The sequence below is a fragment of the Pseudarthrobacter sp. NPDC058329 genome (assembly GCF_042879835.1).
Taxonomy (GTDB): Bacteria; Actinomycetota; Actinomycetes; order Actinomycetales; family Micrococcaceae; genus Arthrobacter.
The window spans coordinates 148,077-173,572 of the sequence record NZ_JBHVZR010000007.1 but is presented as its reverse complement, the minus strand read 5'-3'; the positions used below and the strand labels follow the sequence as shown (position 1 = coordinate 173,572).

Annotated in this window: 26 protein-coding genes; 21 read left to right on the top strand and 5 right to left on the bottom strand. The window is 64.9% G+C overall.

Annotated elements, in window-relative coordinates; translation table 11 throughout:
• The first annotated feature begins 180 nt into the window (after positions 1 to 180).
• The 8 genes from ACFVYC_RS11870 (at position 181) to ACFVYC_RS11835 (ending at position 7,330) form a co-directional block, all read left to right on the top strand.
• A complete protein-coding gene (locus ACFVYC_RS11870; RefSeq protein WP_387550048.1) occupies positions 181 to 1,182 on the top strand; it encodes an ABC transporter ATP-binding protein in 1,002 nt (333 codons plus the stop codon).
• A gap of 15 nt (positions 1,183 to 1,197) precedes the next feature.
• Positions 1,198 to 2,052, top strand: coding sequence for an ABC transporter permease (locus ACFVYC_RS11865; protein WP_387550047.1), 855 nt, complete (start codon positions 1,198 to 1,200; stop codon positions 2,050 to 2,052).
• Positions 2,049 to 2,882: an ABC transporter permease gene (locus ACFVYC_RS11860; protein WP_387550045.1), complete on the top strand. Its 834-nt coding sequence runs from the start codon at positions 2,049 to 2,051 to the stop codon at positions 2,880 to 2,882. Before ACFVYC_RS11865 ends, ACFVYC_RS11860 begins: the two co-directional genes overlap by 4 nt.
• A 146-nt stretch (positions 2,883 to 3,028) precedes the next feature.
• Positions 3,029 to 3,589, top strand: a complete 561-nt coding sequence (locus ACFVYC_RS11855; RefSeq protein WP_387550044.1) for a hypothetical protein — start codon at positions 3,029 to 3,031, stop codon at positions 3,587 to 3,589.
• A 10-nt stretch (positions 3,590 to 3,599) separates the two neighbouring features.
• Positions 3,600 to 4,433, top strand: coding sequence for an exodeoxyribonuclease III (locus ACFVYC_RS11850; protein WP_387550042.1), 834 nt, complete (start codon positions 3,600 to 3,602; stop codon positions 4,431 to 4,433).
• A gap of 18 nt (positions 4,434 to 4,451) precedes the next feature.
• A complete protein-coding gene (trpS, locus tag ACFVYC_RS11845) occupies positions 4,452 to 5,495 on the top strand; it encodes a tryptophan--tRNA ligase (RefSeq protein ID WP_387550040.1) in 1,044 nt (347 codons plus the stop codon).
• 4 nt (positions 5,496 to 5,499) lie between these two features.
• Positions 5,500 to 6,222: a 2'-5' RNA ligase family protein gene (locus tag ACFVYC_RS11840; RefSeq protein WP_387550038.1), complete on the top strand. Its 723-nt coding sequence runs from the start codon at positions 5,500 to 5,502 to the stop codon at positions 6,220 to 6,222.
• A 37-nt stretch (positions 6,223 to 6,259) separates the two neighbouring features.
• Positions 6,260 to 7,330 carry a YihY/virulence factor BrkB family protein gene (locus ACFVYC_RS11835; protein WP_387550099.1) on the top strand — a complete coding sequence of 357 codons (1,071 nt, stop codon included), beginning with the start codon at positions 6,260 to 6,262 and terminating at the stop codon, positions 7,328 to 7,330.
• Here ACFVYC_RS11835 and ACFVYC_RS11830 read toward each other — a convergent pair.
• The 5 genes from ACFVYC_RS11830 to sdhC all read right to left on the bottom strand — a co-directional run bounded on the left by ACFVYC_RS11830 (position 7,287) and on the right by sdhC (position 11,759).
• Positions 7,287 to 8,057: an alpha/beta hydrolase family protein gene (locus ACFVYC_RS11830; RefSeq protein WP_387550037.1), complete on the bottom strand. Its 771-nt coding sequence runs from the start codon at positions 8,055 to 8,057 to the stop codon at positions 7,287 to 7,289. The genes ACFVYC_RS11835 and ACFVYC_RS11830 overlap by 44 nt on opposite strands.
• A gap of 164 nt (positions 8,058 to 8,221) precedes the next feature.
• Positions 8,222 to 9,004, bottom strand: coding sequence for a succinate dehydrogenase iron-sulfur subunit (locus tag ACFVYC_RS11825; protein WP_387550035.1), 783 nt, complete (start codon positions 9,002 to 9,004; stop codon positions 8,222 to 8,224).
• A 1-nt stretch (position 9,005) separates the two neighbouring features.
• The gene (gene sdhA / locus ACFVYC_RS11820; protein ID WP_387550033.1) at positions 9,006 to 10,805 is read right to left on the bottom strand and encodes a succinate dehydrogenase flavoprotein subunit; all 1,800 of its coding nucleotides are present in this window, start codon (positions 10,803 to 10,805) and stop codon (positions 9,006 to 9,008) included.
• A 108-nt stretch (positions 10,806 to 10,913) separates the two neighbouring features.
• Positions 10,914 to 11,375, bottom strand: coding sequence for a succinate dehydrogenase hydrophobic membrane anchor subunit (locus tag ACFVYC_RS11815; protein WP_050055919.1), 462 nt, complete (start codon positions 11,373 to 11,375; stop codon positions 10,914 to 10,916).
• A 3-nt stretch (positions 11,376 to 11,378) separates the two neighbouring features.
• A complete protein-coding gene (gene sdhC / locus ACFVYC_RS11810) occupies positions 11,379 to 11,759 on the bottom strand; it encodes a succinate dehydrogenase, cytochrome b556 subunit (RefSeq protein ID WP_015936418.1) in 381 nt (126 codons plus the stop codon).
• Positions 11,760 to 12,027: 268 nt separating this feature from the next.
• Between sdhC and ACFVYC_RS11805 the strand changes: the two genes are divergently transcribed.
• The 13 genes from ACFVYC_RS11805 to ACFVYC_RS11745 all read left to right on the top strand — a co-directional run bounded on the left by ACFVYC_RS11805 (position 12,028) and on the right by ACFVYC_RS11745 (position 25,491).
• Positions 12,028 to 13,161 carry a mannose-1-phosphate guanylyltransferase gene (locus tag ACFVYC_RS11805; RefSeq protein ID WP_387550031.1) on the top strand — a complete coding sequence of 378 codons (1,134 nt, stop codon included), beginning with the start codon at positions 12,028 to 12,030 and terminating at the stop codon, positions 13,159 to 13,161.
• A 74-nt stretch (positions 13,162 to 13,235) separates the two neighbouring features.
• Entirely contained in the window at positions 13,236 to 14,435 is a 1,200-nt protein-coding gene (locus ACFVYC_RS11800; RefSeq protein ID WP_387550030.1) for an amidohydrolase, read from the top strand.
• A 104-nt stretch (positions 14,436 to 14,539) separates the two neighbouring features.
• Positions 14,540 to 14,974, top strand: a complete 435-nt coding sequence (locus ACFVYC_RS11795) for a MarR family winged helix-turn-helix transcriptional regulator (RefSeq protein WP_387550028.1) — start codon at positions 14,540 to 14,542, stop codon at positions 14,972 to 14,974.
• A gap of 47 nt (positions 14,975 to 15,021) precedes the next feature.
• Positions 15,022 to 15,450, top strand: a complete 429-nt coding sequence (locus ACFVYC_RS11790; RefSeq protein WP_387550026.1) for an organic hydroperoxide resistance protein — start codon at positions 15,022 to 15,024, stop codon at positions 15,448 to 15,450.
• A complete protein-coding gene (locus ACFVYC_RS11785; protein WP_387550024.1) occupies positions 15,447 to 16,478 on the top strand; it encodes an NADP-dependent oxidoreductase in 1,032 nt (343 codons plus the stop codon). The genes ACFVYC_RS11790 and ACFVYC_RS11785 overlap by 4 nt, the downstream gene beginning before the upstream one ends.
• A gap of 281 nt (positions 16,479 to 16,759) precedes the next feature.
• Entirely contained in the window at positions 16,760 to 17,830 is a 1,071-nt protein-coding gene (locus ACFVYC_RS11780; protein ID WP_387550022.1) for a BMP family protein, read from the top strand.
• Between the two features lie 179 nt (positions 17,831 to 18,009).
• Positions 18,010 to 19,587, top strand: a complete 1,578-nt coding sequence (locus ACFVYC_RS11775; RefSeq protein ID WP_387550020.1) for an ABC transporter ATP-binding protein — start codon at positions 18,010 to 18,012, stop codon at positions 19,585 to 19,587.
• Entirely contained in the window at positions 19,580 to 20,953 is a 1,374-nt protein-coding gene (locus ACFVYC_RS11770; protein ID WP_387550018.1) for an ABC transporter permease, read from the top strand. Before ACFVYC_RS11775 ends, ACFVYC_RS11770 begins: the two co-directional genes overlap by 8 nt.
• Positions 20,950 to 22,275 (top strand): ABC transporter permease, encoded by a 1,326-nt coding sequence (locus ACFVYC_RS11765; protein WP_387550016.1) that lies wholly within the window; start codon positions 20,950 to 20,952, stop codon positions 22,273 to 22,275. The genes ACFVYC_RS11770 and ACFVYC_RS11765 overlap by 4 nt, the downstream gene beginning before the upstream one ends.
• Before the next feature lie 4 nt (positions 22,276 to 22,279).
• Positions 22,280 to 22,687 (top strand): cytidine deaminase, encoded by a 408-nt coding sequence (locus tag ACFVYC_RS11760; RefSeq protein ID WP_387550014.1) that lies wholly within the window; start codon positions 22,280 to 22,282, stop codon positions 22,685 to 22,687.
• On the top strand, positions 22,684 to 24,003 hold the full coding sequence (locus ACFVYC_RS11755) for a thymidine phosphorylase (protein WP_387550012.1): 1,320 nt from the start codon (positions 22,684 to 22,686) through the stop codon (positions 24,001 to 24,003). The genes ACFVYC_RS11760 and ACFVYC_RS11755 overlap by 4 nt, the downstream gene beginning before the upstream one ends.
• 6 nt (positions 24,004 to 24,009) lie before the next feature.
• Positions 24,010 to 24,639, top strand: a complete 630-nt coding sequence (locus tag ACFVYC_RS11750) for a DedA family protein (RefSeq protein ID WP_387550010.1) — start codon at positions 24,010 to 24,012, stop codon at positions 24,637 to 24,639.
• A 126-nt stretch (positions 24,640 to 24,765) separates the two neighbouring features.
• Positions 24,766 to 25,491 carry a DedA family protein gene (locus tag ACFVYC_RS11745; RefSeq protein WP_387550008.1) on the top strand — a complete coding sequence of 242 codons (726 nt, stop codon included), beginning with the start codon at positions 24,766 to 24,768 and terminating at the stop codon, positions 25,489 to 25,491.
• Positions 25,492 to 25,496: the final 5 nt, after the last annotated feature.

Sequence of the window (25,496 nt, the reverse complement as noted above, 5' to 3'; positions counted from 1 at the left end):
GCCTGGCGTCAAATAAACGCGGCCCGGGAATCCCCAGTTAGTCCCCCTTACCACCCCCCCGCCGGCGGTCCCCCCCTTGTGCACGAGGGGCGGACCGCCGTCGGGCTTTAACCAGCGGGACGCCAAAGAGAACTGAAAGCCCTCTTCCACCTTCCCGGCAGCTCTACTAGTCTGCGGAGGGTGCACAACAAAGCCACCGTGTCCTCCGGCGCCGCAGCCGGAGCTGTCCAGCCCGACGCAGAGCCCGACCCCGAAGCCAGCCGCATCGTCATCACCGCAGAAAACCTGCGCAAAACCTACGGCGACGTGGCGGCAGTGGACGGCATCTCCTTCACCGTCCCGGCGGGGGAGTCATTCGGCCTGCTCGGGCCCAACGGCGCCGGCAAATCCACCACCATGAAGATGATCGGCGGAGTCACCCGGCGGACGTCCGGCAACCTCCACATCATGGGCCTCGACCCCGATTCCCACGGGCCGGAGGTACGCGCCCACCTGGGAGTAGTGCCGCAGCAGGACAACCTGGACGAGGAGCTCCGGGTCCGGGACAACCTCCTGGTGTATGGCCGCTATTTCGGCCTGCCCATGAGCTACCTGAGGCCGAAGGCCGATGAGCTGCTGGAGTTCGCTCAGCTGACGGACAAGGCCAGGTCCAAGGTGGACGCGCTGTCCGGAGGCATGAAACGGCGGCTGACCATCGCCCGTTCGCTGATCAACGAACCGCGGATCCTGCTGCTGGACGAGCCCACCACCGGGCTGGACCCGCAGGCCCGGCATATCCTCTGGGACCGGCTGTTCCGGCTCAAGGAACAGGGCGTCACACTGATCCTGACCACGCACTACATGGACGAGGCCGAGCAGCTCTGCGACCGGCTCATTGTGGTGGACAAGGGCCGGATCATGGCCGAGGGGTCCCCGGCGCAGCTGATCCGCGAGCACTCCACCCGGGAAGTGGTTGAGCTGCGTTTCGGCTCCGAACGGAACACCACCATCTCCGCGGAGCTGGACGGCATCGGGGAGCGGCTGGAGGTCCTGCCGGACCGCGTGCTGATTTACGCGCACGACGGCGAGAGCGCCCTTGAGCAGGTAGCGTCCCGCGGCCTGCGGCCGCTGACATCGCTGGTGCGCAGGTCATCACTGGAGGATGTCTTCCTTCGGCTGACCGGCCGGAGCCTCGTTGAGTGAGGACGGGGGGCGGGGTTGAAAGCTGATGCCCCTGACGCCCCGTCCGCGCGCGCCCGGGCGCACAGCCCTGCGGTAGCGGCGGCGAAGGCGAGGCGCTGGGGCGCCTTCTACTATGCCGAGCAGGTGCTCCGGGTGATGAAGGGGTACAGCTGGTCCATCGTTATGTACAGCGTGGGCCACCCGGTGGCCTACCTGTTTGCCATGGGCGTGGGCCTGGCCACCCTGGTTGACTCGCAGGGTGCGGGAGCCTTTGGGGGAGTGGACTACGTGACGTTCGTGGCGCCGGCACTGGTGGTCTCCGCGGCAGTCATGACAGCCGCCAACGAATTCACTTTCCCCGTGATGGACGGGTTTAAATGGCGCCGGACCTACTACGGGCCGCACGCCTCGCCGCTGACGCCCCGGCAGATCGCGGCCGGCCACATCATGGCGGTGACCCTGCGGTTCCTGCTGCAGTCCGCCGTCTACTTCGCGGCAGTGGCCCTTTTTGGTGCTGCGCCCGGCGGCTGGGGCTGGGTCACCATCCTGGTAGCCACCTTGGCGGGCCTCTCCTTTGGTTTGCCGCTGATGGCTTACGCCGCGTCCATCACCGATGACAAGGGCCAGTTCGCGCTGGTGATGCGCTTCATCGTGATGCCGCTGTTCCTTTTCTCCGGCACGTTCTTTCCGCTGGACAGCCTCCCGCTGGCAGTGCGGTGGATCGGCTGGATCTCACCGATCTGGCACGGCACCGAACTGGGCCGCGTCTTCAGCTACGGGTACCAGGAGCTGCCGCTGCTGACCATCCTTCATGCAGCGGTGCTGGTGGGCCTGGCAGTGCTGGGCTGGATCCTGACCCGGCGGCAGTTCGCCCTAAGGATGGGCCGATGAGCGCCGGGCTGCCCGTGGCGAGTGCTGCGGAGGAAGCCCGCAACCGGACGTTCGGCCCGCTGTATTCCCGGAATGCCAGGGCGGTGATTGCGCGTGGCCTCCTGGCGACAAAGAGCACCAACTGGCTGGTGATGCTATCGGGCTTCTTCGAACCGGTCCTGTTCCTGATCTCCATGGGAGTGGGGCTCGGGGCCATTGTGGGTTCGGTTCAGGGCCCGGGCGGCGGGGAGATCAGCTACGCCGCCTACATTGCCCCGGCACTGCTGGCAGTCTCCGCGATGAACGGCGCAGTCTACGACTCAACGTGGAACGTGTTCTTCAAGATGAACTTCGCGAAGCTGTACCAGGGCATGCTGTACACGTCGCTGGGGCCGCTGGACGTGGCACTGGGGGAGATCTTCCTTGCCCTGCTGCGCGGACTCCTCTACGCCATGGGGTTCACAGCCGTGATGGGCATGATGGGCCTGATCACCACGCCCTGGGCGCTGCTGATGATCCCGGCCTCCGTCCTCATCGCTTTCGGGTTTGCCAGCATCGGGATGGGGATCACCAGCTTCCTGAAGACGTTCCAGCAGATGGACTGGATCAACTTCATCATGCTGCCCATGTTCCTGTTCAGCGCCACGTTCTATCCCCTGAGCGTGTACCCGCAGGCGGTCCAGTGGCTCATCCAGGCCATGCCGCTGTGGCACGGGGTTGAGCTGCTGCGCCAGATCAGCGTGGGCACGTTCACGGCGGCCACTCCCATCCACGTGGGCTACTACCTGGTGATGACCGCCGTCGGAATGCTGCTCACCACCGTGCGGTTGCGGCAGCTCTTCCTCAAGTAGCCCGGCCACCCCAAGTGGCTGGCACATAACGTGCTCAAAACGCGTTTTGGGTGCGCTAACTGCGAGTCAATTGGGCCGGGGAGGGGGTTGTTCGCCGGGGGTGGAAGACGGCGGGAGCATACTCCGGTATTTGAGACAATGGGGGCATGCAATCTCTGGGCAACTCCACTTCATCCTCCAAACCCGCCAAGGGCGGATTCTCCATGTTCCGGATCAGCGGGCCCGGACTGATGATCCTCGTCACCGCATTCGTGGTGGCCGTCATCTTCGCGGCCAACCAGAACGACGTCGTGGGCTGGGTTGTTGCCGTCATCGCCGCCTTCTGGCTCGCCCTCGCGTGCTTTGTGGTCTTCAGCATCCAGAAGGCCGCCAAGAAAGCCGGAGCCAAGCTGACCGAGGCCCAGAATGCCTTCACTACGGCCGCGGGCCGCGGCCCCTACGCCGGGGCCGACCAGGGCGGGACCCGTGTTGTTGCCGAGCGCGGCCAGGCCGAAGAGGTCCGGGACCTCAAGCTGGACCACTCCTTCAAAATCGTCCAGGTGCAGATCCGCGTGGTGGAAGAGGAGCGTGCCAAGGGTGCGGCCGCCAACCAGGACACCATTAACCGGGCACTGGAAACCATCGAGATCACAGCCACGAATGCAAGGGACATGATCAAGTCCTCCGGCGGCAGCGGAGAGCCGGTCACCGGAACCATCATCGACTAGAGTGGAGCGGGTGATCTCGGCATTGAAGAAGGACCACCTTCGCATCGCATCCGTTAACGTCAACGGCCTTCGGGCGGCTTACAAAAACGGCATGGCGGCGTGGCTTGAGCCGCGCGAAGTGGACATCCTCTGTTTGCAGGAAGTCCGGGCCCCGGACGCGATTGTCCGGCAGCTGCTGGGTGACGGCTGGCACATCCTGCACGCCGAGGCTGAAGCCAAAGGCCGCGCCGGCGTCGCCATCGCTTCCCGCGAAGAACCCCTGGATACACGGAACGGCATCGGTGACGACTACTTCGCCACCGCCGGCCGCTGGGTGGAGGCTGACTTCCGGTTCGCCGATGCGGCCGGACACCCCGTCCAGCTCACCGTGGCGAGCGCCTATGTGCACTCAGGCGAGGTGGGCACGCCCAAGCAGGACGACAAATTCCGGTTCCTCGACGTCATGAGCACCCGCCTCCCGGAACTGACCAAGCACAGCGACCACGCCCTGGTGGTGGGCGACCTCAACGTTGCCCATACGCCCCGGGACATCCGGAACTCGAAGGCCAACGTCAAGAAGGCAGGCCACCTGCCGGAGGAACGCGCCTACTTTGACCGCTTCTTCGGTGAGGAGATCGGCTGGCAGGACGTCCACCGGAACCTGGCCGGCGAGGTCGACGGTCCCTACACGTGGTGGTCCCAGCGCGGAAAGGCGTTCGACAACGATACCGGCTGGCGCATCGACTACCACCTGGCCACCCCCGGCCTGGCTTCCGCCGCCATCTCCGCGGTGGTGGACCGGGCGGCCTCGTGGGACACCCGCTTCTCCGACCATGCCCCGCTGGTAGTGGATTACCAGCTCTGAGCCCCGAAGGTTTCCCCAATGACTAGCCAGACTTCCCCGGTGACCAAAAAGCGCATCCTTTCCGGCGCCAAGCCCACTGCCGATTCCCTGCACCTCGGCAACTACATCGGCGCGGTCCGCAACTGGGTGGACATGCAGGCGGAGTATGACGCCGTTTTCTTCATCCCGGACCTGCATGCCATCACCGTGGACTTCGACCCCTCTGAACTGGCAAGGCGAACCCGCATCGTGGCCGCCCAGTACATTGCCGCAGGCATCGACCCGGACAAGAGCATCTTCTTCGTCCAGTCCCACGTGCCCGAACACGCGCAGCTGGCCTGGGCCTTGAACTGCATCACCGGTTTCGGTGAAGCCTCCCGCATGACCCAGTTCAAGGACAAGACGCAGAAGTCCGGCGCCGACGCCGCCACCCTGGGGCTGTTCGCCTACCCCACCCTCATGGCCGCGGACATCCTGCTGTACCAGACGGACCTGGTACCGGTGGGGGAGGACCAGCGCCAGCACCTGGAACTCACCCGGAACCTGGCCCAGCGCTTCAACACAAGGTTCGGTGCCACGTTCACTGTTCCGGAGGCCACCATCGTCAAGGAACGCGCCAAGATCTACGATCTCCAAAACCCCAGCGCCAAGATGTCCAAGACGGGTGAGTCACCCAACGGCGCCATCCAGCTGCTGGAAGACCCGAAGACCGCGGCCAAACGGATCAAGTCCGCAGTGACCGACGCCGGGACTGACATCCGGTTCGACCCCGAAGAAAAGCCCGGCGTCTCGAACCTGCTGACCATCTACTCGTCCCTGACGGGCAAGTCGGTGGCTGACCTTGAAGCGGAGTACCAGGGCAAGATGTACGGCCATCTGAAGGTGGACCTCGCCGAGGTGGTGGTGGAGTTCGTGACGCCGCTCCGTGACCGTACCAACGAGCTGATGTCAGATCCGGCGGAACTGGACCGGCTGCTGGCACACGGCGCCGAGCGGGCCCGCGAGATCGCTTCAGTAACCCTGGGCCGGGTTTACGAGCGCATGGGCTTCCTGCCGTCCCTCTCCCTTGCAGGAGTCCGCTAGCGCCATGCCATCCAGCAAAGTCACCGCAAGGGAAGGCTCCCGCTCCACCCAGGTGGCGGGAATGTCCGGTAACCCCCAAGGCGACCCAGCGGAAGCCGCCGGCGGGAGGGCCGCCGCCACCTCGTCCCGTACGGAAGACGTCAGTGTGGGCGTCATCCTGGGCTTTCCGCCCGACGTGGCGGAAGAGCTGCAGCGCTGGCGTGCTTCGTTCGGCGACCCGCTCGCGGACGTGGTGCCGGCCCACATCACCCTGGTCACCACCACACCGACCCAGGACTGGGAAGCTACCAGGGAACATGTCCGGCAGGTAGCCCGGAAGCAAAGGCCCTTCAAAGTAACCATCGCCGGAACCGGCACGTTCCGGCCGGTTTCGCCGGTGGTCTTCATCAACGTGGAGGACGGCTTCGAGGACTGCGTCGACCTGCATGGGAAACTCCAGCAGGGCCCCCTTGAGCGGGATCTGCCCTTTGCCTACCACCCGCACGTCACCATCGCCCATGATGTCGCCCCGGAAAGCCTCGATGAAGCCGAAACGGTGCTGAAGAGCTATAGGGCCACCTTCCCCGTGGTTAGCATGGGACTCTACGAGCACGATGCTGACGGCATCTGGCAGCTACGGGAAGAACTGGACTTTGGGACCGAAACTGACAACGACGCCGGCCGCCGATTCGCGGACGCCGCCGGCACGGCAACCGAAGGAAGCGGAACAACAGCCACTTCCCACTGAACAAGCCCGGCTAAAGCTCGCCGTCATCCAGAAGCGGATGGTGCTCGGCAAGGCGCGCCGGGCCGGCGGTGGCGCGTTCGCCACCATTATGGCCATGTTCCAGTGGCTCCTGGCCCGCCTCAACGCCCTGCGCCCGATGCGCGCGTTCCGGCACTACACCCTCCAGCACGGCCCGTTGATGAGCGCCGGCATCGGCTTCAACATGTTCTTTTCCATCACCGGCCTGCTCACCACCGGCTTCTCCCTCGCCGGACTGGTGCTGCGCGGACAGCCAGCACTCCTGGATACCATCATCGGCAGCGTCGCCCAAAGTGCTCCCGGGCTCCTGAAGCTGAACGGCGGTGAAGGGCTCGTCGATCCGCAGGACCTGCTTAACCCGGATGGTCTGGGCCTGACTGCGCTGGTTGCGGCCGTGGTCACGGTGATCACGTCGCTGGGGTGGATTGCCGGGCTGCGCGACGGGCTGCGGGGCGTTATGGTGCTTCCCCCGTTGCTGGTCAACCCCGTCCTTTTAAAGCTGCGCGACGCCGGCACACTCCTTCTGCTTGGAGTGGCCCTCGTCATCAGCGCCGGAGCTTCGCTGGTTTTTGGCACCGCGGCCGGGTGGGTTACGGACTTCCTGCGGCTCGACGATGTAGTGGCCGGGCCGCTGACCACGTCCATCAAGATCGGCGTTCCCCTGGTGTTGAGCTGGGTGACGGCCATCATTATGTTCCGGCTGGCCGGAAGCTTGAAGCTATCACGCCGGGCGCTGCTCGAAGGCACTGTCCTGGCCGCCGTGGGAACTACCGTCCTGCAGGTGTTCAGCACCGAACTGCTGGCCGGCGCGGGACGCAATCCCATCCTGGCGCCGTTCGCCATCATCATCGGCTTGCTGATCTGGTTCAACCTGGTGAGCCAGGTCTACCTTGTCTCCGCCGGGTGGGCGGCCGTCCGGGAAGCGGACCTCAAGCACCAGCCACCGGGCCATGAGAAGGGCATGTGGGGAGCCCGGCAGGTCCAGCCGGGGAAGGTTCCCGTCCAGCCCGGCAAGGCCCCTGTCCACACAGGTGGTGCCGCACCGGCTACTGGCCGGCGTCGAGGTATTGGTCGGCCCAGGCAGCGATAATCCGGCCGGCGCGTGCCGCCTGGCCCTTGCCGGTCAGGAGGTGGTCGCTGCCTTCCAGGGACACGAAGTTCCGAGGGTGGCGGGCCGTCTGGAAGATGGTGCTGGCATTTTCGATGCCCACCGTGTTGTCCGTGGGGGAGTGCAGGACCATCAGCGGCTTGTGCAGCCGCTTGATGCAGTCCGTCAGGTCGGCGTTCTCCAGGTCCTCGACAAAGTGCTTGCGGATCTCCACCCGCTTCCCGCCCAGGTCCACCTCCGCGCTGCCTTCGCTCAGGATCTTGTCCAGGGCGGCGTCGAAGACGTGTGCCACGTGCTTGGGTGAGAAGGGCGCCCCAACGGTAGCGACGGCGTCGAGCTCAGGAATTTCGCGCGCTGCGGCAAGCACTGCGGCGCCGCCGAACGAATGGCCCACCAGCAGGGAGATCTGCTTCCCCTCGCTCCGCATATATTCCGCCGCCTTCACCGTGTCCGCCACCTTATGGCTGAAGGAACCCGCGGACCACTCGCCGGCGGAACCGCCCAGGCCCAGGTTGTCGAACCGCAGCATGCCCACCCCGCTGTCCGCCAGCGCCTTGCACATCCGCGACGCAGAGGGCGCGTCCTTGCCCAGCGTGAACCCGTGGGAGAAGACACCCCAACCTTTCACCGGGCCCTCGGGAACGTCGATGATGCCGGAGAGAATCTCGCCGGTGGAACCTGCGAAGGAAACTTTTTCAGAGCGGGACATGTCGTCCCCTTTCTTCAATGCGGATGCCCTATCAGTTTTGGTTCCCAAACTGGTGTTTTGGGAACCAGAACTGATAGCTCATCCGGAGGTGCCTCACTGATAAACAACGACGGCGCCAATCCCCCACGGGTGGGGAACGGCGCCGTCGTCCGGTGGATCCTTGGTCAGATCTTGCGGGAAAGAATGGCCTGCTTGACCTCTTGGATGGCCTGGGTCACCTGGATGCCGCGGGGGCATGCTTCCGAGCAGTTGAAGGTGGTGCGGCAGCGCCACACACCTTCCTTGTCGTTGAGGATCTCCAGGCGCATGTCGCCTGCGTCATCACGGGAATCGAAGATGAAGCGGTGCGCGTTGACGATCGCCGCCGGGCCGAAGTACTGGCCGTCGGTCCAGAACACCGGGCAGGAGGACGTGCAGGCAGCGCACAGGATGCACTTGGTGGTGTCATCAAAGCGCTCACGGTCCTCGGCGGACTGCAGGCGTTCCTTGGTGGGTTCGTGGCCCTTGTTGATCAGGAACGGCATAACCTCGCGGTAGGACTGGAAGAACGGCTCCATGTCCACAATGAGGTCCTTCTCCACCGGCAGGCCCTTGATGGGTTCCACCGTGATGGGCTTGGACGTGTCCAGGTCCTTCAGCAGTGTTTTGCACGCAAGGCGGTTCCGGCCGTTGATGCGCATGGCGTCCGAGCCGCACACGCCGTGGGCGCAGGAGCGGCGGAAGGACAGGCTGCCGTCCGTTTCCCACTTGACCTTGTGCAGGGCATCAAGGACGCGGTCCGTGCCGTACATGGTGAGGTGGAAATCATCCCAGGTGGCTTCCTCGGAAACCTCCGGGTTGTACCGGCGGACGCGCATGTGCACATCGAACGTGGGGATTTCGCCGCCACCGCCGACGCCGGCAGGCAGTTCAATCTTTGAGGCTGGCTCAGCGATTTCAGCGGTCATCTTAGTACTTCCTCACCATCGGCTCGTAGCGGGTAAAGACAACCGGCTTCGTGGCCAGGCGGATTCCGGCAATTGCTTCTGCCGATCCGTCCGCCGGGGCGTGGTCGTCCTTGTACGCCATGGAGTGCTTCATAAATTTCTCGTCGTTGCGGTCCGGGAAGTCCTCGCGGAAGTGCCCGCCACGGGATTCCTCGCGGTGCAGGGCTGCCACCGTCATGACCTTGGCCAGCTCCAGCAGGAAGCCCAGTTCAACAGCCTCGAGCAGGTCAAGGTTGAAGCGCTTGCCCTTGTCCTGGACGTTGATGCGCTTGTACCGCTCCTCGAAGGAAGCGATATCCCGCAGCACCTGGTCCAGGGTCTCGGCGGTGCGGAACACCTGCATGTTGGCGTCCATGGTGTCCTGCAGTTCCTTGCGGATCTGGGCCACCTTTTCGTCGCCGGTGCCGTTGCGGGCAATGTCCAGCAGTTCGGTGGTGTACTCCAGCGGGTTCGCCGGCAGCTCCACGAACTCGGCCGTTTTGGCGTACTCAGCCGCCGCGATACCGGCGCGCTTGCCGAACACGTTGATGTCCAACAGCGAGTTGGTGCCCAGGCGGTTGGAGCCGTGGACGGAGACGCATGCCACCTCGCCGGCCGCGTACAGGCCGGGGACCACGGTGTCGTTGTCCTGCAGGACCTCGGTGGTGATGTTGGTGGGGATGCCGCCCATGGCGTAGTGGGCGGTCGGGAAAACAGGAACCGGCTCCGTGTAGGGCTCAACACCAAGGTAGGTGCGGGCAAACTCGGTGATGTCCGGAAGCTTGGCATCAATGTGCGCCGGTTCCAGGTGCGTGAGGTCCAGGAGGACGTAGTCCTTGTTGGGGCCGCAGCCGCGGCCTTCGCGGACCTCGTTGGCCATGGAACGGGCCACGATGTCACGGGGCGCCAGGTCCTTGATGGTGGGGGCGTAACGCTCCATGAAGCGCTCACCCTCCGAGTTGCGGAGGATGGCACCTTCACCGCGGGCGGCTTCGGACAGCAGGATGCCCAGGCCGGCGAGGCCGGTCGGGTGGAACTGGAAGAACTCCATGTCTTCCAGGGGGATGCCGCGGCGGAACGCGATGCCCATGCCGTCACCGGTCAGGGTGTGGGCGTTGGAGGTGGTTTTGAAGACCTTGCCGGCGCCGCCGGAGGCGAACACCACGGACTTGGCCTGGAACACGTGCAGCTCACCGGATGCGAGGTCGTAGGAGACCACGCCGGCAACGCGCTTCTGCTTGTATGGCGTGCCGTCTTCGCGGACTGCGTCCTCTTCGACCGTCAGCAGGTCCAGGACGTAGTACTCGTTGTAGAACTCAACGTTGTGCTTGACGCAGTTCTGGTACAGCGTCTGCAGGATCATGTGGCCGGTCCGGTCCGCGGCGTAGCATGCACGGCGGACGGGAGCCTTGCCGTGGTCGCGGGTGTGGCCGCCGAACCGGCGCTGGTCAATGCGTCCTTCGGGCGTGCGGTTGAAGGGCAGGCCCATCTTTTCCAGGTCCAGCACGGCGTCGATGGCCTCTTTGGCCATGACCTCTGCTGCGTCCTGGTCCACCAGGTAGTCGCCGCCCTTGACGGTATCGAACGTGTGCCACTCCCAGTTGTCTTCCTCGACGTTGGCAAGGGCTGCACACATGCCACCCTGCGCCGCACCAGTGTGCGAGCGGGTGGGGTAGAGCTTGGTCAGTACTGCTGTGCGGGCGCGTTGACCGGATTCGATCGCGGCGCGCATGCCAGCGCCACCGGCACCGACGATGACGACGTCGTACTTATGGACCTGCATACCAGACGCTCTTTCTCTCAAAATTCGCAATAAAACAACGGGCGGGCGATGCCCGCGCCGCAAAACAAGGCCCGCGGTTGTACCCGCGGGCCCGGGACGTTGCCGGTGCTAGGCAGGGCAGAATCCGCCAGGCAGGGGAACGCCGTCAACCACGGGGCACGGGTCGAAGGTGAAGATCACCAGGGTGCCCAGCACGATGATGACGACGGTGGCCGAGTAGAGGACCGTCTTCAGCCAGCGGCGGGTTGAATCCTTTTCGGCGTAGTCGTTGATGATGGTGCGGACGCCGTTGGTGCCGTGCAGCATGGCCAGCCACAGCATGGTGAGGTCCCAGAATTGCCAGAACGGGTCGGCCCACTTGCCGGCCACAAAACCGAAGTCGATGGCGTGGATGCCTTCGCCTACCAGGAGGTTCACAAACAGGTGGCCGAAGATGAGGACTACCAGCACCACGCCGGAGAGCCGCATGAACAGCCAGGCGATCATCTCGAAGTTGCCCCGGCTTCCGCCGGTGCGGCGGTACTGGGGTGCGATGCGCCCGCTGCGCGGGCTCTCGATCGTTGCAGACATGGCTTAGTGACCTCCGAGCGCGAGGGACAGGTGGCGGATGGAGAAGGCGACCATAGTGACCACCCAGAGGCCCAGGACTGCCCAGAGCATCTGGCGCTGGTACTTGGCGCCCTTCTTCCAGAAGTCCACCGCGATGATGCGCAGGCCGTTGAAAGCGTGGAAAACGATGGCGGCAACAAGGCCGGTTTCACCCAGGGCCATCAGGGGGTTCTTGTAAGCACCGATCACCGCGGTGTAGGCCTCCGGAGACACCCGTACCAAGGAGGTGTCCAGGACATGGACCAACAAGAAGAAAAAGATCACTACACCGGTAATTCGGTGTCCTACCCAGGACCACATGCCTTCACGGCCGCGGTACAAGGTGCCAGCTGGTTTTGTCGGCACTGATAAACCTCCCTGCAACACAGCGGCGCTGGCATGAGATCCACGCGGGGGGAACGCCTGCTGCGAGAGCACTCGTAGCTCGGAGCCTAAATCTAGGCTCCGCTAACAGCTTATTCAATTTAGGAACTCCTTGGTGCCCAGCAACGGCAAGGAATCTGCGGATTAATGAGACAAACGCCACAATTTCCTGCAGTTCGTGCCGTTTTATGTTGCAGCAGGGGGGAGTGGGAAGGGGCCGCTGGCAACGGGTCGGCTAAAGTAGGCCTTGATGAGTACAGACAAAGTGACAAGCCCGGCTTCACCCCTTGACCGCTTCATCGCGGTGATTCCGGCAGGCGGAGTGGGGACCCGCCTCTGGCCCCTGTCACGAGCCGCCGCTCCCAAATTCCTGCACGATCTCACCGGTTCGGGCAGCACGCTGCTGCGCGCCACCTATGACCGGCTGCACCCTCTTGCGGGCAGCCGGGTGCTGGTGGTGACCGGGCAGGCGCACCGTGATGCGGTGTGCCGGCAGCTTCCGGAAGTTCAGGAAGCGGACCTCGTCCTGGAGTCCGAGCCCAAGGATTCCGGCGCGGCCATCGGCCTGGCCGCGGCCATCCTGCACGAGCGGGATCCGGACACCATCATGGGTTCCTTCGCAGCCGACCAGGTGATCAGCCCGGACAACCTCTTCCAGCAGGCGGTCCGTGAAGCGGTCCATACCGCCGCTGCGGGCAAAATTGTGACCATTGGCATCAAGCCCACCCACCCGTCCACCGGCTTCGGGTACATCCGTTCAGGGCAGGACCTGCGCATCGAGGGCGCGCCCAGTGCGCAGGATGTGGTGGAGTTCGTTGAGAAACCGAACGAAGAAGTGGCCCAGCAGTACGTGGACAGCGGCAATTACGTCTGGAACGCGGGCATGTTTGTCGCTCCGGTTGCGTTGTTGCTCAAGCACCTTGAGGCCAACCAGCCCGAGCTGTTCCAGGGCCTGCAGGAAATCGCCCGCGCCTGGGACACCCCGGCCCGCGACGAGGTCACGGCGCGGGTCTGGCCCACGCTGCCCAAAATTGCCATTGACTACGCCGTTGCCGAACCGGCCGCCGAAGCCGGGGACGTCGCAGTCGTGCCTGGCTCCTTCAGGTGGGACGACGTCGGCGACTTCGCTTCCGTGGGCAGGCTGAACAGTGCCAAGGAAGTGGACGACGTTACGGTGCTCGGTGAGGGTGCGCGCGTCTTCACCGAGAACTCCAGCGGAGTAGTGGTCACCGACACCAAGCGGGTGATCGCGCTGATCGGCATCCAGGACGTTGTTATCGTCGATACCCCGGACGCACTGCTGGTGACCACCATGGCCAACTCACAGCGGGTCAAGGCCGCCGTTGATGCCCTCAAAGCCAGCGGGGATACCGACGTTCTCTGAGGCGGGGCGGCCCGCGGATGTAACGCGGGGACCGCGATGGCCCGTATTCCAGCGACCCTCGCTAGAGTGAACCAGTGCGCAATTACACTACCGAAGCCGAGCCCACCGCCCTGGTGGCTCCCTGGCTTGAGCCGCTCCTGCCGGAACTGATCGATTTCCGCCGGGACCTGCATGCGCACCCGGAACTGTCCTTCAAGGAATTCCGCACCACGGACAAGCTGGCTGACAGGCTCGAAGCCGCGGGCTTGAAGCCGCGCCGGCTGGAGGGCACCGGACTCACCGTCGACGTGGGCGAAGGGCCCATCGCGACGGCGCTGCGCGGCGATATTGATGCCTTGCCCATCATCGAGGAAACGGGTCTGCCCTTCGCCTCAAAGAACCATGGCGTGACCCATGCGTGCGGCCACGACGTCCACACCACCACCATGCTCGGCATCGCCTTGATTCTGCACCGGATGCACCAGGAGGAGCCGCTGGGCGCCACTGTCCGCATCATCTTCCAGCCTGCCGAGGAAACCATGCCCGGCGGTGCCCACTCGTGCATCGAGCAGGGCGTCCTGGAGGGAGTGCCCCGGATCCTGGCACTGCATTGCGATCCACGCATCGAGGTGGGCAAGATCGGTACCCGCATCGGCGCCATCACCTCGGCCTCGGACACTATCCGGATCGAACTTTCCGGCCGAGGCGGCCACACGTCCCGCCCGCACCTGACCGAGGACCTCGTGTTCGCCCTGGCGCAGATCGCCGTCAACGTTCCCGCCGTCCTGTCCCGCCGCGTAGACGTACGGAGCGGGGTTTCGGTGGTGTGGGGCCAGATGTCCGCCGGCTCGGCACCGAACGCGATTCCCGGAACCGGCTACATGGCCGGAACCATGCGCTGCCTGGACCGTGAAGCGTGGCACGCCGCCGGGGAGCTGCTGGATGAGGTGGTCCACCAGGTGGCTGCCCCCTATGGCGTTGACGTGCGCCTTGAACACACCAGGGGAGTGCCTCCGGTAGTGAACTCCGAGCACGAAACGGCCATTATCGAAGCGTCCGCCCGCGCCGAAATCGGCGAAAGCGCCGTGGTGCTCACCCCACAGTCCATGGGCGGGGAGGACTTCGCCTGGTTCCTCGCCGAACTCCCCGGCGCCATGATGCGGCTCGGCACTAAGACTCCCGGCGGCGAGGAATATGACCTCCACCGCGGCGACTACATCCTCGATGAACGCGCCCTGGGCCTTGGCATCAGGGTCCTCACCGCTGCGGCGCTGCGCACTATCCGCGACCTCTAGGCCGAAGGTGCGCGACGCCGTCGTGCTTCACTAACCTCACCTCTAACCGCGGCGGGCAGCGCATTTAAGTTGTGCACAATTGAATTGCCCGCTAGAGTATTTCCATGACTGATGCTCCACGGCTGAACCGACAGGTGTGCTTTGCGCTCTACTCGGCCTCGCGCGCCGCGACCGCCGTCTACCGGCCGGTCCTTGATGAGCTCGGCCTCACCTATCCCCAGTACCTGGTGATGCTGGTGCTTTGGGAGGACGAGCCGCGCGGGGTGAAGGAACTGGGCGAGGAACTGGGCCTGGATTCCGGCACGCTCTCGCCCCTGCTGAAACGCCTGGAGTCACTGGGCCTGGTGGAGCGCCGCAGGTCCGCCGAGGACGAGCGCCGGGTCGCCATCCACCTGACGGCCGCCGGACGGGAACTCAGCGGAAAAGCCGGCGCCATTCCCAAACGTCTGGCAGAGGCTGCGGGGCTTACGCCCGAGGAGCTCGATCAGCTCCACAGCACCCTGGGCCGGCTCACGGCCGCCCTGCACAACAGCCACTGACAGCATCAGCCCCCACGAAGTTTTCAACAGAACAGGACGGATCTACCGTGAAAGCTCTTTACACCGCCGAGGCGCTTGCCTCGGGCGAAGGACGCGACGGCAATGCGCGCACCAACGACGGCAAGCTGGACCTCACACTGTCCAGCCCCGTGGAGCTGGGCGGAAACGGGCAGGGAACCAATCCCGAGCAGCTCTTTGCCGCCGGATATGCAGCCTGCTTCCACTCCGCACTCCGCCTGGTGGGCCGCAAGGAACGGGCCGACCTGACCGATTCGGCAGTGGCTGCCAAAGTCCACCTCGGCCAGCTGGACGACGCTGGCTTCGGGCTCGCCGCGGAACTGGAAATCGCGCTGCCCGCACTGGATTTGGCCACCGCAGAGGCACTGGTTGCCAAGGCGCACCAGATTTGCCCGTACTCCAACGCTACGCGGGGAAACATCACCGTGGACATCAGGATCATGGAGTTCGCCGCATGAGCCTCGGAACCCTTCCTGCCACCACCCGTGAAATCCAGCTTGCCTCCCGCCCCGTAGGCCGCCCTGCAGACGAGAACTTCCGGCTGGCCGAGTCGCCCCTGCCCGGGCTGCGGGACGGCCAAATCCTGGTCCGGAACCTCTACATCTCAGTTGACCCCTACATGCGTGGTCGCATGAACGACGCCAAGTCGTACTCTGCGCCGTTCGCCCTGGACAAAGCGCTCGACGGCGGTGCGGTGGGCGAGGTGATCGCGTCGCGGTCCCCGGAACATCGGGAAGGGGACGTTGTAGTGCACGGCCTCGGCTGGCGTGAGTACGCCGTGGTGGACGGCGGAGCTGCCAAGCCGGCGCGGACTGACCTGGCGCCGGCCTCTGCATTCCTTGGTGCCCTCGGCATGACTGGGCTGACCGCTTACGCCGGACTGCTGAAGGTGGCTGAGTTCAAAACCGGTGACGCCGTGTTCGTCTCCGGCGCGGCCGGTGCCGTGGGTTCGCTGGTGGGCCAGATTGCCAAGGCGATGGGCGCCTCGCGCGTCATCGGCTCGGCCGGCTCGCCGGCGAAGGTGGCACGGCTCCTTGAGCTCGGCTTCGACGCGGCCTTCGATTACCACGACGGCCCGGTACGCGAACAGTTGGAAAAGGCGGCCGGCCCGGCCGGCATCGATGTCTATTTCGACAACGTGGGCGGCGAGCACCTCGAGGCAGCCTTGGCCGCCCTCAACGTCGGGGGCCGGGTGGCAATGTGCGGAGCCATCGCCCAGTACAACTCGACGGAACCGACTCCGGCTCCGCGCAACCTCATGCTGGCCATCGGTAAGCAACTCACCCTCAGGGGCTTCCTGGTAGGCGGTCAGCAGCAGCACGCCGCCGAGTTTGCCGCGACGATGGCCGGCTGGCTGGCTGACGGCACCGTGCAGTACGACGAAACCATCGTTGACGGGCTCGAGAACGCTCCGCAGGCGTTTATGGACCTGCTCGACGGGGCCAACACCGGCAAGATGCTGGTCCGCCTCCAGTCCGGGCTGTAACAGCTGGACAGTAGGGGTGCCGCGGGTCCCGCGGCACCCTTACTGGTTGGTAACAACTTGTAAACAATCTCCGGGAACCGGCGCCGCTGTGCTATTGGGACGTGGTGCAGGCCACTAAAGTAGGTGGCATCAGTGCGCTCCGGCGCAGTGCTGCGGACCTCAGTGAAAACAGAATTTCAGTGCAGAAACGGACACTCATTGAATTCGAGCCGTAGCGCCACTCTCTTCATCCTGGAGGAAAATTGAAGACATCACTGCGTGCACAATTCAAGCGCGGTTCAATGGCAGGCCTGGCTACCGTCAGCGCCTCGGCCCTTCTGTTGACCGCCTGCGGCGCAGCCCCCGAAGCCGGAAGCACAGCGTCCCCCGGGGCCAGCGACTACACCGGCTGCATCGTCTCCGACTCCGGTGGATTCGACGACCAGTCCTTCAACCAGTCCTCCTACGAGGGCCTGAAGAAGGCTGAAGCTGACCTGGGCATCAAGGTCAACCAGGTGGAGTCTAAGACCAACAACGACTTCGAGCCCAACCTGCGCGCCATGGTCACCGCAGGCTGCGACCTCACGCTTACTGTTGGCTTCCTGCTGGGAGACGCGACCAAGACGCAGGCAACGGCCAACCCGGACAGCCACTTCGCGATTGTCGACTACAGCTATGAGCCGGCCATCCCGAACGTGAAGCCGATCATCTACGACACAGCCCAGGCGGCCTTCCTCGCCGGCTACCTCGCCGCGGGCACCACCAAGACGGGCACGGTGGCCACGTTCGGCGGTATGAACATCCCCACCGTCACCATCTTTATGGACGGCTACGCCGATGGCGTGAAGTACTACAACGAGCAGAAGGGCGCGGACGTCAAGCTCCTTGGCTGGAACAAGGAAGCCCAGGACGGAACGTTCACGGGCGACTTTGAAAAGCAGGACGTGGGAAAGCAGGTCACCCAGAACTTCCTGGACCAGGGCGCGGACATCGTGATGCCCGTCGCCGGACCGGTGGGCAAGGGCGCCGGTTCAGCACTGAATGACGCCAAGGCCGCGGGCAAGGATGTCAAGCTGATCTGGGTTGACTCCGACGGCTACCTCACCGCCCCGGACTACAAGGACATCATGCTGTCCTCTGTTATGAAGCAGATGGGCGAGGCCGTGGAAACCGTGGTGAAGGACGACAAGGACGGCAACTTCAACAACACGCCGTACGTGGGCACCCTGGCCAATGACGGAGTCCAGCTGGCACCGTTCCACGACCTTGATTCCCAGGTTCCCGCCGAGCTGAAAACCGAACTTGAGCAGATCAAGAAAGACATTGTTGACGGCAAGCTGAAGGTTGAGTCCGAGGCAAGCCCCAAGGCCTGATCCCCGCTCCAGGCGCCACCCCCGGTTGGTCAATGACTGGCCGGGCGGTGGCGCTTTTTGCTGTGGCCTTCCTCTTTCGGGCCAACCCCGTTCATCCCAGGACTGCACCCACTAGGCTTGTGCTGCAGCCACATATCCCGTCCGGTCGATCACTGGACGCTTCGAGATTGGTCAGAGTTTTGAAACTTGAACTCAGAGGGATCACCAAACGCTTCGGTACCCTGCTCGCCAACGACCACATCGATGTGGTGGTTGAGCCCGGACAAATACACTGTCTGCTCGGCGAGAACGGAGCCGGAAAATCCACCCTGATGAATGTGCTGTACGGCTTGTACGAGCCGTCCGACGGCGAAATCCTCATCGATGACGAAGCGGTGGCCTTCCGCGGACCCGGCGATGCGATGGCGGCCGGGATCGGTATGGTGCACCAGCACTTCATGCTGGTCCCCGTCTTCACCGTGGCCGAGAACGTGGCGCTCGGCGCGGAACCCACCAAGGCGGCCGGTTTCCTCAACCTGGAGGAAACGCGCCGCCGGATCAAGGAAATCTCGGATCAGTACGGTTTCGACGTGGATCCGGACGCGCTGGTGGAGGACCTGCCGGTGGGTGTGCAGCAGCGCGTCGAAATCATCAAGGCCCTGGTCCGCAACGCCAAAGTCCTGATCCTCGACGAACCCACTGCGGTGCTGACACCCCAGGAGACCGACGAACTGCTGGATATCATGCGCCAGCTTAAAGCCGGCGGCACGTCCATCGTCTTCATCTCGCACAAGCTGCGGGAAGTGAAGGAAGTCTCGGACACCATCACCGTGATCAGGCGCGGCAAAGTGGTGGGCACCGCCGACCCCGCTGCCCCCACAGCCGAACTCGCCTCGATGATGGTGGGACGCGCCGTGAGCCTCACCCTGGACAAAACACCTGCCCAGCCGCAGGAGAAAACCTTCGAAGTCCGGGACCTCACGGTCATCGCTTCCAACGGCCAGCACGTGGTGGACGAACTCAGCTTCGACATTGCCCGCGGTGAAATCCTCGCCGTGGCGGGAGTCCAGGGCAACGGCCAGACCGAACTCACCGAAGCCATCCTTGGCCTCCAGGAACGGGTCTCCGGCTCCATCAAGCTGGACGGCATCGAGCTGCTGGGCCGGTCCGTGAAGGAAGTCCTGAACGCCGGCGTCGGATTTGTTCCGGAAGACCGCAAGGTGGACGGTTTGGTAGGCACGTTCTCCGTTGCCGAAAACCTCGTCCTGGACCTCTATGACAAACCGCCCTTCGCGAAGGGCATCAGCATGAGCCCCGCGAAGATCCTGGAAAACGCCGAAGCCCGCATCGGCGAATTCGACGTACGGACGCCCTCCGCCGCAGCCGCCGCAGGCACCCTCTCCGGCGGCAACCAGCAAAAAGTAGTGATGGCGCGTGAGCTCTCCCGCCCGTTGCGCCTGTTCATCGCCTCCCAGCCCACCCGCGGCGTGGACGTCGGGTCCATCGAGTTCCTGCACCGCAGGATCGTGGCCGAGCGGGACCAGGGCACACCGGTGATGATCATCTCCACCGAACTCGACGAGGTCATGGAACTGGCAGACCGCATTGCAGTGCTCTACAAAGGCAAGCTGGTAGGCGTGGTTCCGGCCGGCACCAGCCGCGACGTCCTGGGCCTCATGATGGCTGGCATCCCGCCGGAGGAACACGCGCACGCCACGGGTCAGGCGCCTGCCGCCGCGGCCTCCACGTCCGACGCCGAAGGAGGCGACAATGTCTGACAAGCATCCCCCCAAGCACGCGGCCGGAGAGGGCAGCGGCAAAGCGCACCAGCCCACTCCCGCTGCTGAGGAGACAACCGCCGTCGTATCCGTTGATACTGCCGGCGGCGCGATGGAGCCGTCAGCCGTTCCGGCCACTGCCCAAAGCGGGCGGCTCCCGGGCGGCCCGGACACGCTGCTCCGCAAAATCTTTACCGGAAGCGGCATGGTCTCGCTCCTGGCAGTCCTGCTGGCGCTCATCATCGGCGGCCTCCTGATCGCCAGCACCGACAAGCAGGTGGCCACTACCTCCACCTACCTCTTCGCACGTCCCACCGACTTCCTGGCAGCAGTGTGGAACGCCGCCACCCGCTCCTACATTGCCCTGTTCCAGGGCTCGGTCTTCAACCCCCGGGGCAACAGCGTCGCCGCCCAGTTCGCGCCGTTTATGGAAACGCTCACCATTGCCACGCCGCTGATCACAGCCGGCCTCGGCGTAGCGCTTGCCTTCCGGGCAGGGCTCTTCAACATCGGTGCCCAGGGACAGATCATCGTGGCCGGCATCCTGGCCGCCTGGGTGGGTTTCGCGCTGCACCTGCCGGTGGGGCTGCACCTGCTGCTGGTCCTTGTGGCCGGCATCATCGGCGGTGCCGTCTGGGGCGGACTGGTGGGGCTGCTCAAAGCCCGCACGGGCGCCCATGAAGTCATCCTCACCATCATGTTCAACTACATCGCGCTGTACTTCCTGCGGTACCTGCTGAACACACCGGCGTTCCAGCGGCCGGGGGAGTCGAACCCCATCTCGCCCATCCTGGACCCCACCGCCGTCTACCCGCAGATTTTCGGCACCCAGTACCGGCTCCACCTGGGCTTCCTCCTGGCCATCGCGGCTACCGTCCTGGTGTGGTGGCTCCTTAACCGGTCCACCGTGGGCTTCGAGTTCCGGGCCGTGGGCGCCAACCCCAAGGCCGCCCAGACCGCCGGCATCAACGTTTCCCGCTCCACGATCCTGGTGATGGCCATCGCCGGCGGCCTGGCCGGTATGTCCGGTGTCGCCCAGGTGGCAGGGACGGAAAAGGTCCTCACCGACGGCGTGGCCGCCACCTACGGTTTCGACGCGATCACCGTCGCACTGCTGGGGCGTTCGTCTCCCTGGGGCACCTTTGCTGCCGGCCTGCTGTTCGGCGCCTTCCGCGCCGGCGCCGTCCAGATGCAGATCCAGACCGGAACCCCCATCGACATCGTCCTGGTGGTCCAGTCCCTGATCGTCCTCTTTATTGCGGCCCCGCCGCTGGTCCGGGCCGTCTTCGGCCTGAACCCCCGCCGCAAGAAGCCGGCCCGTGCGGCCAAGTCCCGCCAGGCCGCCACAACCGGAGGTGCAGCATGAGCACAAAAGTATCGTCGCCCCGCCCCGGAAAACCGCAGCCGGGCGACACATCGAAGGAATCCGGCTCTGCTGCAGTCTCCGCGAAGCCGGTGACCTGGCGGACGCCGGTCCTGCTGATGGTCTTCGGTTTGGCCGCCCTGGTCTTCTTCGGTTTGATGGCGCCCAACCAGACCGCGAGTTTCGGCATCTCCACGGGCGAGGACTTTTTCCAGCTGCCCGCCGTGGCGGTGGATGCGTTCGCCGGGGGCATCGTGTTGTCCGTCCTCCTGCTGGGACTCGCAGCCTACGCGGTGTACCTCAAAACGAAGGACCGGCCCGCCCCAGGCTGGCTGACCGTCACCTTTATTGTGCTGTTCGTGGCCGCCTTCCTGATCTGGGTTGTGGGCGGTGCCCGTACTCCGAGCATCTCGCTGGCCGGGCTCATCGCCGGGTCCGTCACCCTCGCCGTCCCGCTGGTGTTCGGCTCACTTTCCGGCGTCCTGTGTGAGCGGGTGGGAGTGGTCAACATCGCCATCGAGGGCCAGCTCCTTGGCGGCGCGTTTACCGCCGCCATCGTTGCCAGCATGACGCAGAACCCCTTCATCGGGCTGGCGGCCGCCGCCGTGGCCGGAGCCGTCGTTTCCATGGTGCTGGCGCTGTTCAGCATCAAGTACCTCGTGAACCAGATCATCGTGGGCGTGGTGCTCAACGTCCTGGTCTCGGGCGTGACGGGCTTCCTGTTCAGCACCGTGATGCAGGCCAACAAGGCCCAGTTCAATTCGCCTCCGGGGCTGGACGTCATCGAGATTCCCGTCCTGTCCAGCATCCCCATCATTGGGCCCATCCTCTTCCGCCAGTCCCTGGTGGGGTACCTGATGTACATCGCGGTCCTGGTGGTCTGGGTAGGCCTGTTCAAGACCCGGTGGGGGCTGCGGGTCCGCGCTGTCGGCGAGCACCCGCAGGCAGCCGACACCCTGGGCATCAACGTGAACGCCACCCGGTTCTGGAACGTCACCCTGGGCGGGGCAGTAGCCGGGATCGGCGGATCCTTTTTCACCCTCGTGGCAATCGACAGCTTCACCAAGGAGATCTCCGGCGGCCGCGGCTTCATTGCGCTGGCTGCCCTGATCTTTGGACGGTGGAATCCCATTGGCGCGTTCTTTGCGGCGCTCCTGTTCGGTTTCGCAGACAACCTGCAGAGCATCGTGACGATCATCGGCACCCCGGTGCCCAGCCAGTTCATGGCCATGCTGCCCTACCTGGTGACGGTCCTCGCCGTGGCCGGACTGGTGGGCAAGTCCCGAGGGCCGGCAGCCAGCGGCATCCCCTATGTCAAGGGCTGACGGCGTGGCGGCCCGAAGGGATGTGAACTGGCCCGCGCTGGAGGCTGCCGCCGTCGACGCCATGCGCAAGGCGTACACGCCCTACTCGAAGTTCCCGGTGGGGGCGGCAGCCCTCACGGAGGACGGCAGGATCGTCAGCGGCTGCAACGTGGAGAACGCCAGCTACGGCCTGACGCTTTGCGCCGAATGCGCTCTGGTGGGCAGCCTGCACATGACGGGCGGCGGCCTGCTCCGTGCCTTCTACTGTGTGGACGGCGGGGGCAATGTCCTGATGCCGTGCGGGCGCTGCCGCCAACTGCTGTACGAATTCCGTGCCCCCGGCATGGAGCTTATGACCACCCAAGGCATCAAGACCATGGACCAGGTGCTGCCTGACGCCTTCGGTCCCCAACACCTGGAGGAGACCCGGTGACAGATACCCGCAAGGCCGAAGCGTTCGACGCAGTGGACATCATCCGCATCAAGCGGGACAAGGGCACGCTCAGCCCTGAACAGATCGACTGGACCATTGACGCCTATACCCGCGGTGCCATCGCGGATGAGCAGATGGCCGCCCTGAACATGGCCATCCTCCTCAACGGCATGAACCGTACCGAGATCGCCCGGTGGACGGCGGCGATGATCGCGTCAGGCGAGAGGATGGACTTCTCCAGCCTGCGCCGGCCCGACGGCGGCCTGAAGTACACCTCGGACAAACACTCCACCGGAGGTGTGGGGGACAAGATCACGCTGCCGCTGGCGCCGCTGGTTGCGGTCTTCGGCGTCGCCGTTCCGCAGCTCTCCGGCCGGGGGCTCGGCCACACCGGCGGCACGCTGGACAAGCTTGAAGCAATTCCAGGCTGGCGCGCTTCCCTGAGCAATGAGGAGATGCTGGCCCAGCTTCAGGAGGTGGGCGCCGTCATCTGCGCTGCCGGCGCGGGCCTGGCTCCCGCTGACAAGAAGCTTTACGCCCTCCGTGACGTCACCGGCACCGTGGAAGCCATTCCACTCATCGCCTCGTCCATCATGAGCAAAAAGATCGCCGAGGGCACCGGCTCGCTGGTCCTGGACGTGAAGGTGGGCAGCGGCGCCTTTATGAAGGATGAGGCCACAGCCCGCGAACTGGCGGAGACCATGGTGGCTCTTGGCAAAGATGCCGGAGTCAACACCGTGGCACTTCTGACCAACATGAGCACGCCCCTGGGATTGACCGCGGGCAACGCCATCGAGGTGGAGGAATCGGTGGAGGTACTTGCCGGCGGCGGCCCCGACGACGTTGTGGAGCTGACAGTCCGGCTTGCCGAGGAGATGCTCGCCGCTGCAGGAGTGCACGACGCCGATCCAGCAGCTGCCCTGAAGGACGGCCGCGCCATGGACGTCTGGAACCGGATGATTGAGGCGCAGGGCGGCGACCCCCGGGCCACCCTGCCGGTGGCCCGCGAATCCGAGGTGGTCTATGCCCCGGCGGACGGAGTGCTGGTGGAACTCGATGCCCTCGCGGTCGGCGTGGCCGCGTGGCGGCTCGGCGCGGGCCGGGCCCGCAAGGAGGACGTGGTGCAGGCCGGCGCGGGAGTCCGAATGCACGCCAAGCCCGGCGCCGTGGTCCGGGCGGGCGAGCCCTTGATGACCCTGCTCACGGACACCCCGGAAAGGTTCGCCCGCGCCAAGGAAGCGCTGGAGAAAGCAGTAGTCATCGCCCCCGAGGGATCGCGGCCGGCACAGCGCCTGATCATCGACCGCATAGCATAGGGACCCATGCAGGCCATCAATGACTTCATCCTCGCGGCAGCCGGACAGCCGTGGGTGCTGTTCCTCGTTTTGGCGTGCTGCATCATTGACGGCTTCTTCCCGCCCATCCCGAGCGAATCCGTGGTCGTGGGGCTCTCGGCGGTGGCCGCCACAGCGGACGTACCCAACCCCTGGCTCCTGATGATGGTGGCCGCGCTGGGCGCCTTCTCCGGGGACAACATCGCCTACCTGATCGGGCGCCGGGTGGGCACCCGGCGCTGGGCCTGGATGCGCGGACCCCGCATGCAAAGTGCCTTCCGGTGGGCAGGCCGGGAGCTGCGCAGGCGCCCGGCCTCGCTCATCCTCGTGGCGCGGTTCGTGCCGATCGGCCGGGTTGCGGTCAACCTTACCGCCGGGGTCACGCATTATCCGCACCTCCGCTTTGTGGGGCTGACCGTCCTGTCGGCCAGCCTGTGGGCGAGCTATTCGGTGGGGATCGGGCTGTTCTTCGGCCAATGGTTTGAAGACAACCACCTGCTGGGCGCCGTCATCGCCATCATCTGCGCGGTGGCGCTCGGGATCGTGGTGGATATCGTGATCAACCGGGTCCGGCGCAGGGCTCCCATGGTGGAACGGATGAAGGAACCGGAAGCATAGTTCAACCGTTGTTCGGGCAGGACCGGGCGTAGCGAATTGCGCCGGGGCCGTGGGACACTTAGGAACGATTTCCGCTTTGGCTGCGTCACTTTTGGCCGGTGCCATTTTGCATAGGAGCAACACCGCGTGGAGTTTATTAATGAGGCCGTGCTCCATGCAGCTGGCCAGTGGTGGATCTACCCGGTCCTGCTGTTGTTTTTCTTTGTTGATGGCTTCGCCATGGTGGTTCCCAGCGAAACCCTCATCGTGGCACTTGCCGCGTTCTCCCGCCACAGCGGGGAACCCAATCTCTGGATCCTCGGCCTCACCGCGCTGATTGGCGCTATCGCCGGGGACAATATGGCCTTTATGCTGGGGCGCCGGATCGGCCTGAACCGGTGGAAGTGGATGCGCCGGCCCAAGGTCCAGAAGGCCTTCGGCTGGGCACGCTACGAATTGGACAAGCGCGGCGCCGTGCTGGTTTTCACCGCCCGCTACATCCCCTGGGGCAGGGTGGCCGTCAATTACGTGGCCGGAAGCACAGGCTTCTCCCACCGCCGCTTCTTCCTGCTGGACGCCTTCGCCTGCATCACGTGGGTGGGGTATTCCATCGGCATCGGCCTGCTGGCCAGTTCCTTCCCCTGGCTGCACCACAACCCCCTGCTCAGCGCCGGTATTGCCGTGGTGTTCGCCATTGTGCTGGGCATCCTCATCGACCACCTGCTCCGGTTGTGGCACAAGCATCTGGCCCGGAATGACGCCGAAGAAGTGGATGAGTGGCTCGACGGCGGTCCCAACGGGGCACTCGACGCCGAAACCGGCAGGACAGTCATGGCACCCGTTGCCGGAGAGAGCGGACCTGCTGCCACCTAGCCGCT

Bases quoted from the DNA above. Each gene is read 5' to 3' on its own strand.
- ACFVYC_RS11860 (WP_387550045.1), top strand. From the start codon at position 2,049: ATGAGCGCCGGGCTGCCCGTGGCGAGTGCTGCGGAGGAAGCCCGCAAC.
- ACFVYC_RS11855 (WP_387550044.1), top strand. From the start codon at position 3,029: ATGCAATCTCTGGGCAACTCCACTTCATCCTCCAAACCCGCCAAGGGC.
- trpS (WP_387550040.1), top strand. From the start codon at position 4,452: ATGACTAGCCAGACTTCCCCGGTGACCAAAAAGCGCATCCTTTCCGGC.
- ACFVYC_RS11840 (WP_387550038.1), top strand. From the start codon at position 5,500: ATGCCATCCAGCAAAGTCACCGCAAGGGAAGGCTCCCGCTCCACCCAG.
- ACFVYC_RS11835 (WP_387550099.1), top strand. From the start codon at position 6,260: ATGGTGCTCGGCAAGGCGCGCCGGGCCGGCGGTGGCGCGTTCGCCACC.
- ACFVYC_RS11830 (WP_387550037.1), bottom strand. From the start codon at position 8,057: ATGTCCCGCTCTGAAAAAGTTTCCTTCGCAGGTTCCACCGGCGAGATT.
- ACFVYC_RS11825 (WP_387550035.1), bottom strand. From the start codon at position 9,004: ATGACCGCTGAAATCGCTGAGCCAGCCTCAAAGATTGAACTGCCTGCC.
- sdhA (WP_387550033.1), bottom strand. From the start codon at position 10,805: ATGCAGGTCCATAAGTACGACGTCGTCATCGTCGGTGCCGGTGGCGCT.
- ACFVYC_RS11815 (WP_050055919.1), bottom strand. From the start codon at position 11,375: ATGTCTGCAACGATCGAGAGCCCGCGCAGCGGGCGCATCGCACCCCAG.
- ACFVYC_RS11805 (WP_387550031.1), top strand. From the start codon at position 12,028: ATGAGTACAGACAAAGTGACAAGCCCGGCTTCACCCCTTGACCGCTTC.
- ACFVYC_RS11795 (WP_387550028.1), top strand. From the start codon at position 14,540: ATGACTGATGCTCCACGGCTGAACCGACAGGTGTGCTTTGCGCTCTAC.
- ACFVYC_RS11785 (WP_387550024.1), top strand. From the start codon at position 15,447: ATGAGCCTCGGAACCCTTCCTGCCACCACCCGTGAAATCCAGCTTGCC.
- ACFVYC_RS11780 (WP_387550022.1), top strand. From the start codon at position 16,760: ATGGCAGGCCTGGCTACCGTCAGCGCCTCGGCCCTTCTGTTGACCGCC.
- ACFVYC_RS11770 (WP_387550018.1), top strand. From the start codon at position 19,580: ATGTCTGACAAGCATCCCCCCAAGCACGCGGCCGGAGAGGGCAGCGGC.
- ACFVYC_RS11765 (WP_387550016.1), top strand. From the start codon at position 20,950: ATGAGCACAAAAGTATCGTCGCCCCGCCCCGGAAAACCGCAGCCGGGC.
- ACFVYC_RS11750 (WP_387550010.1), top strand. From the start codon at position 24,010: ATGCAGGCCATCAATGACTTCATCCTCGCGGCAGCCGGACAGCCGTGG.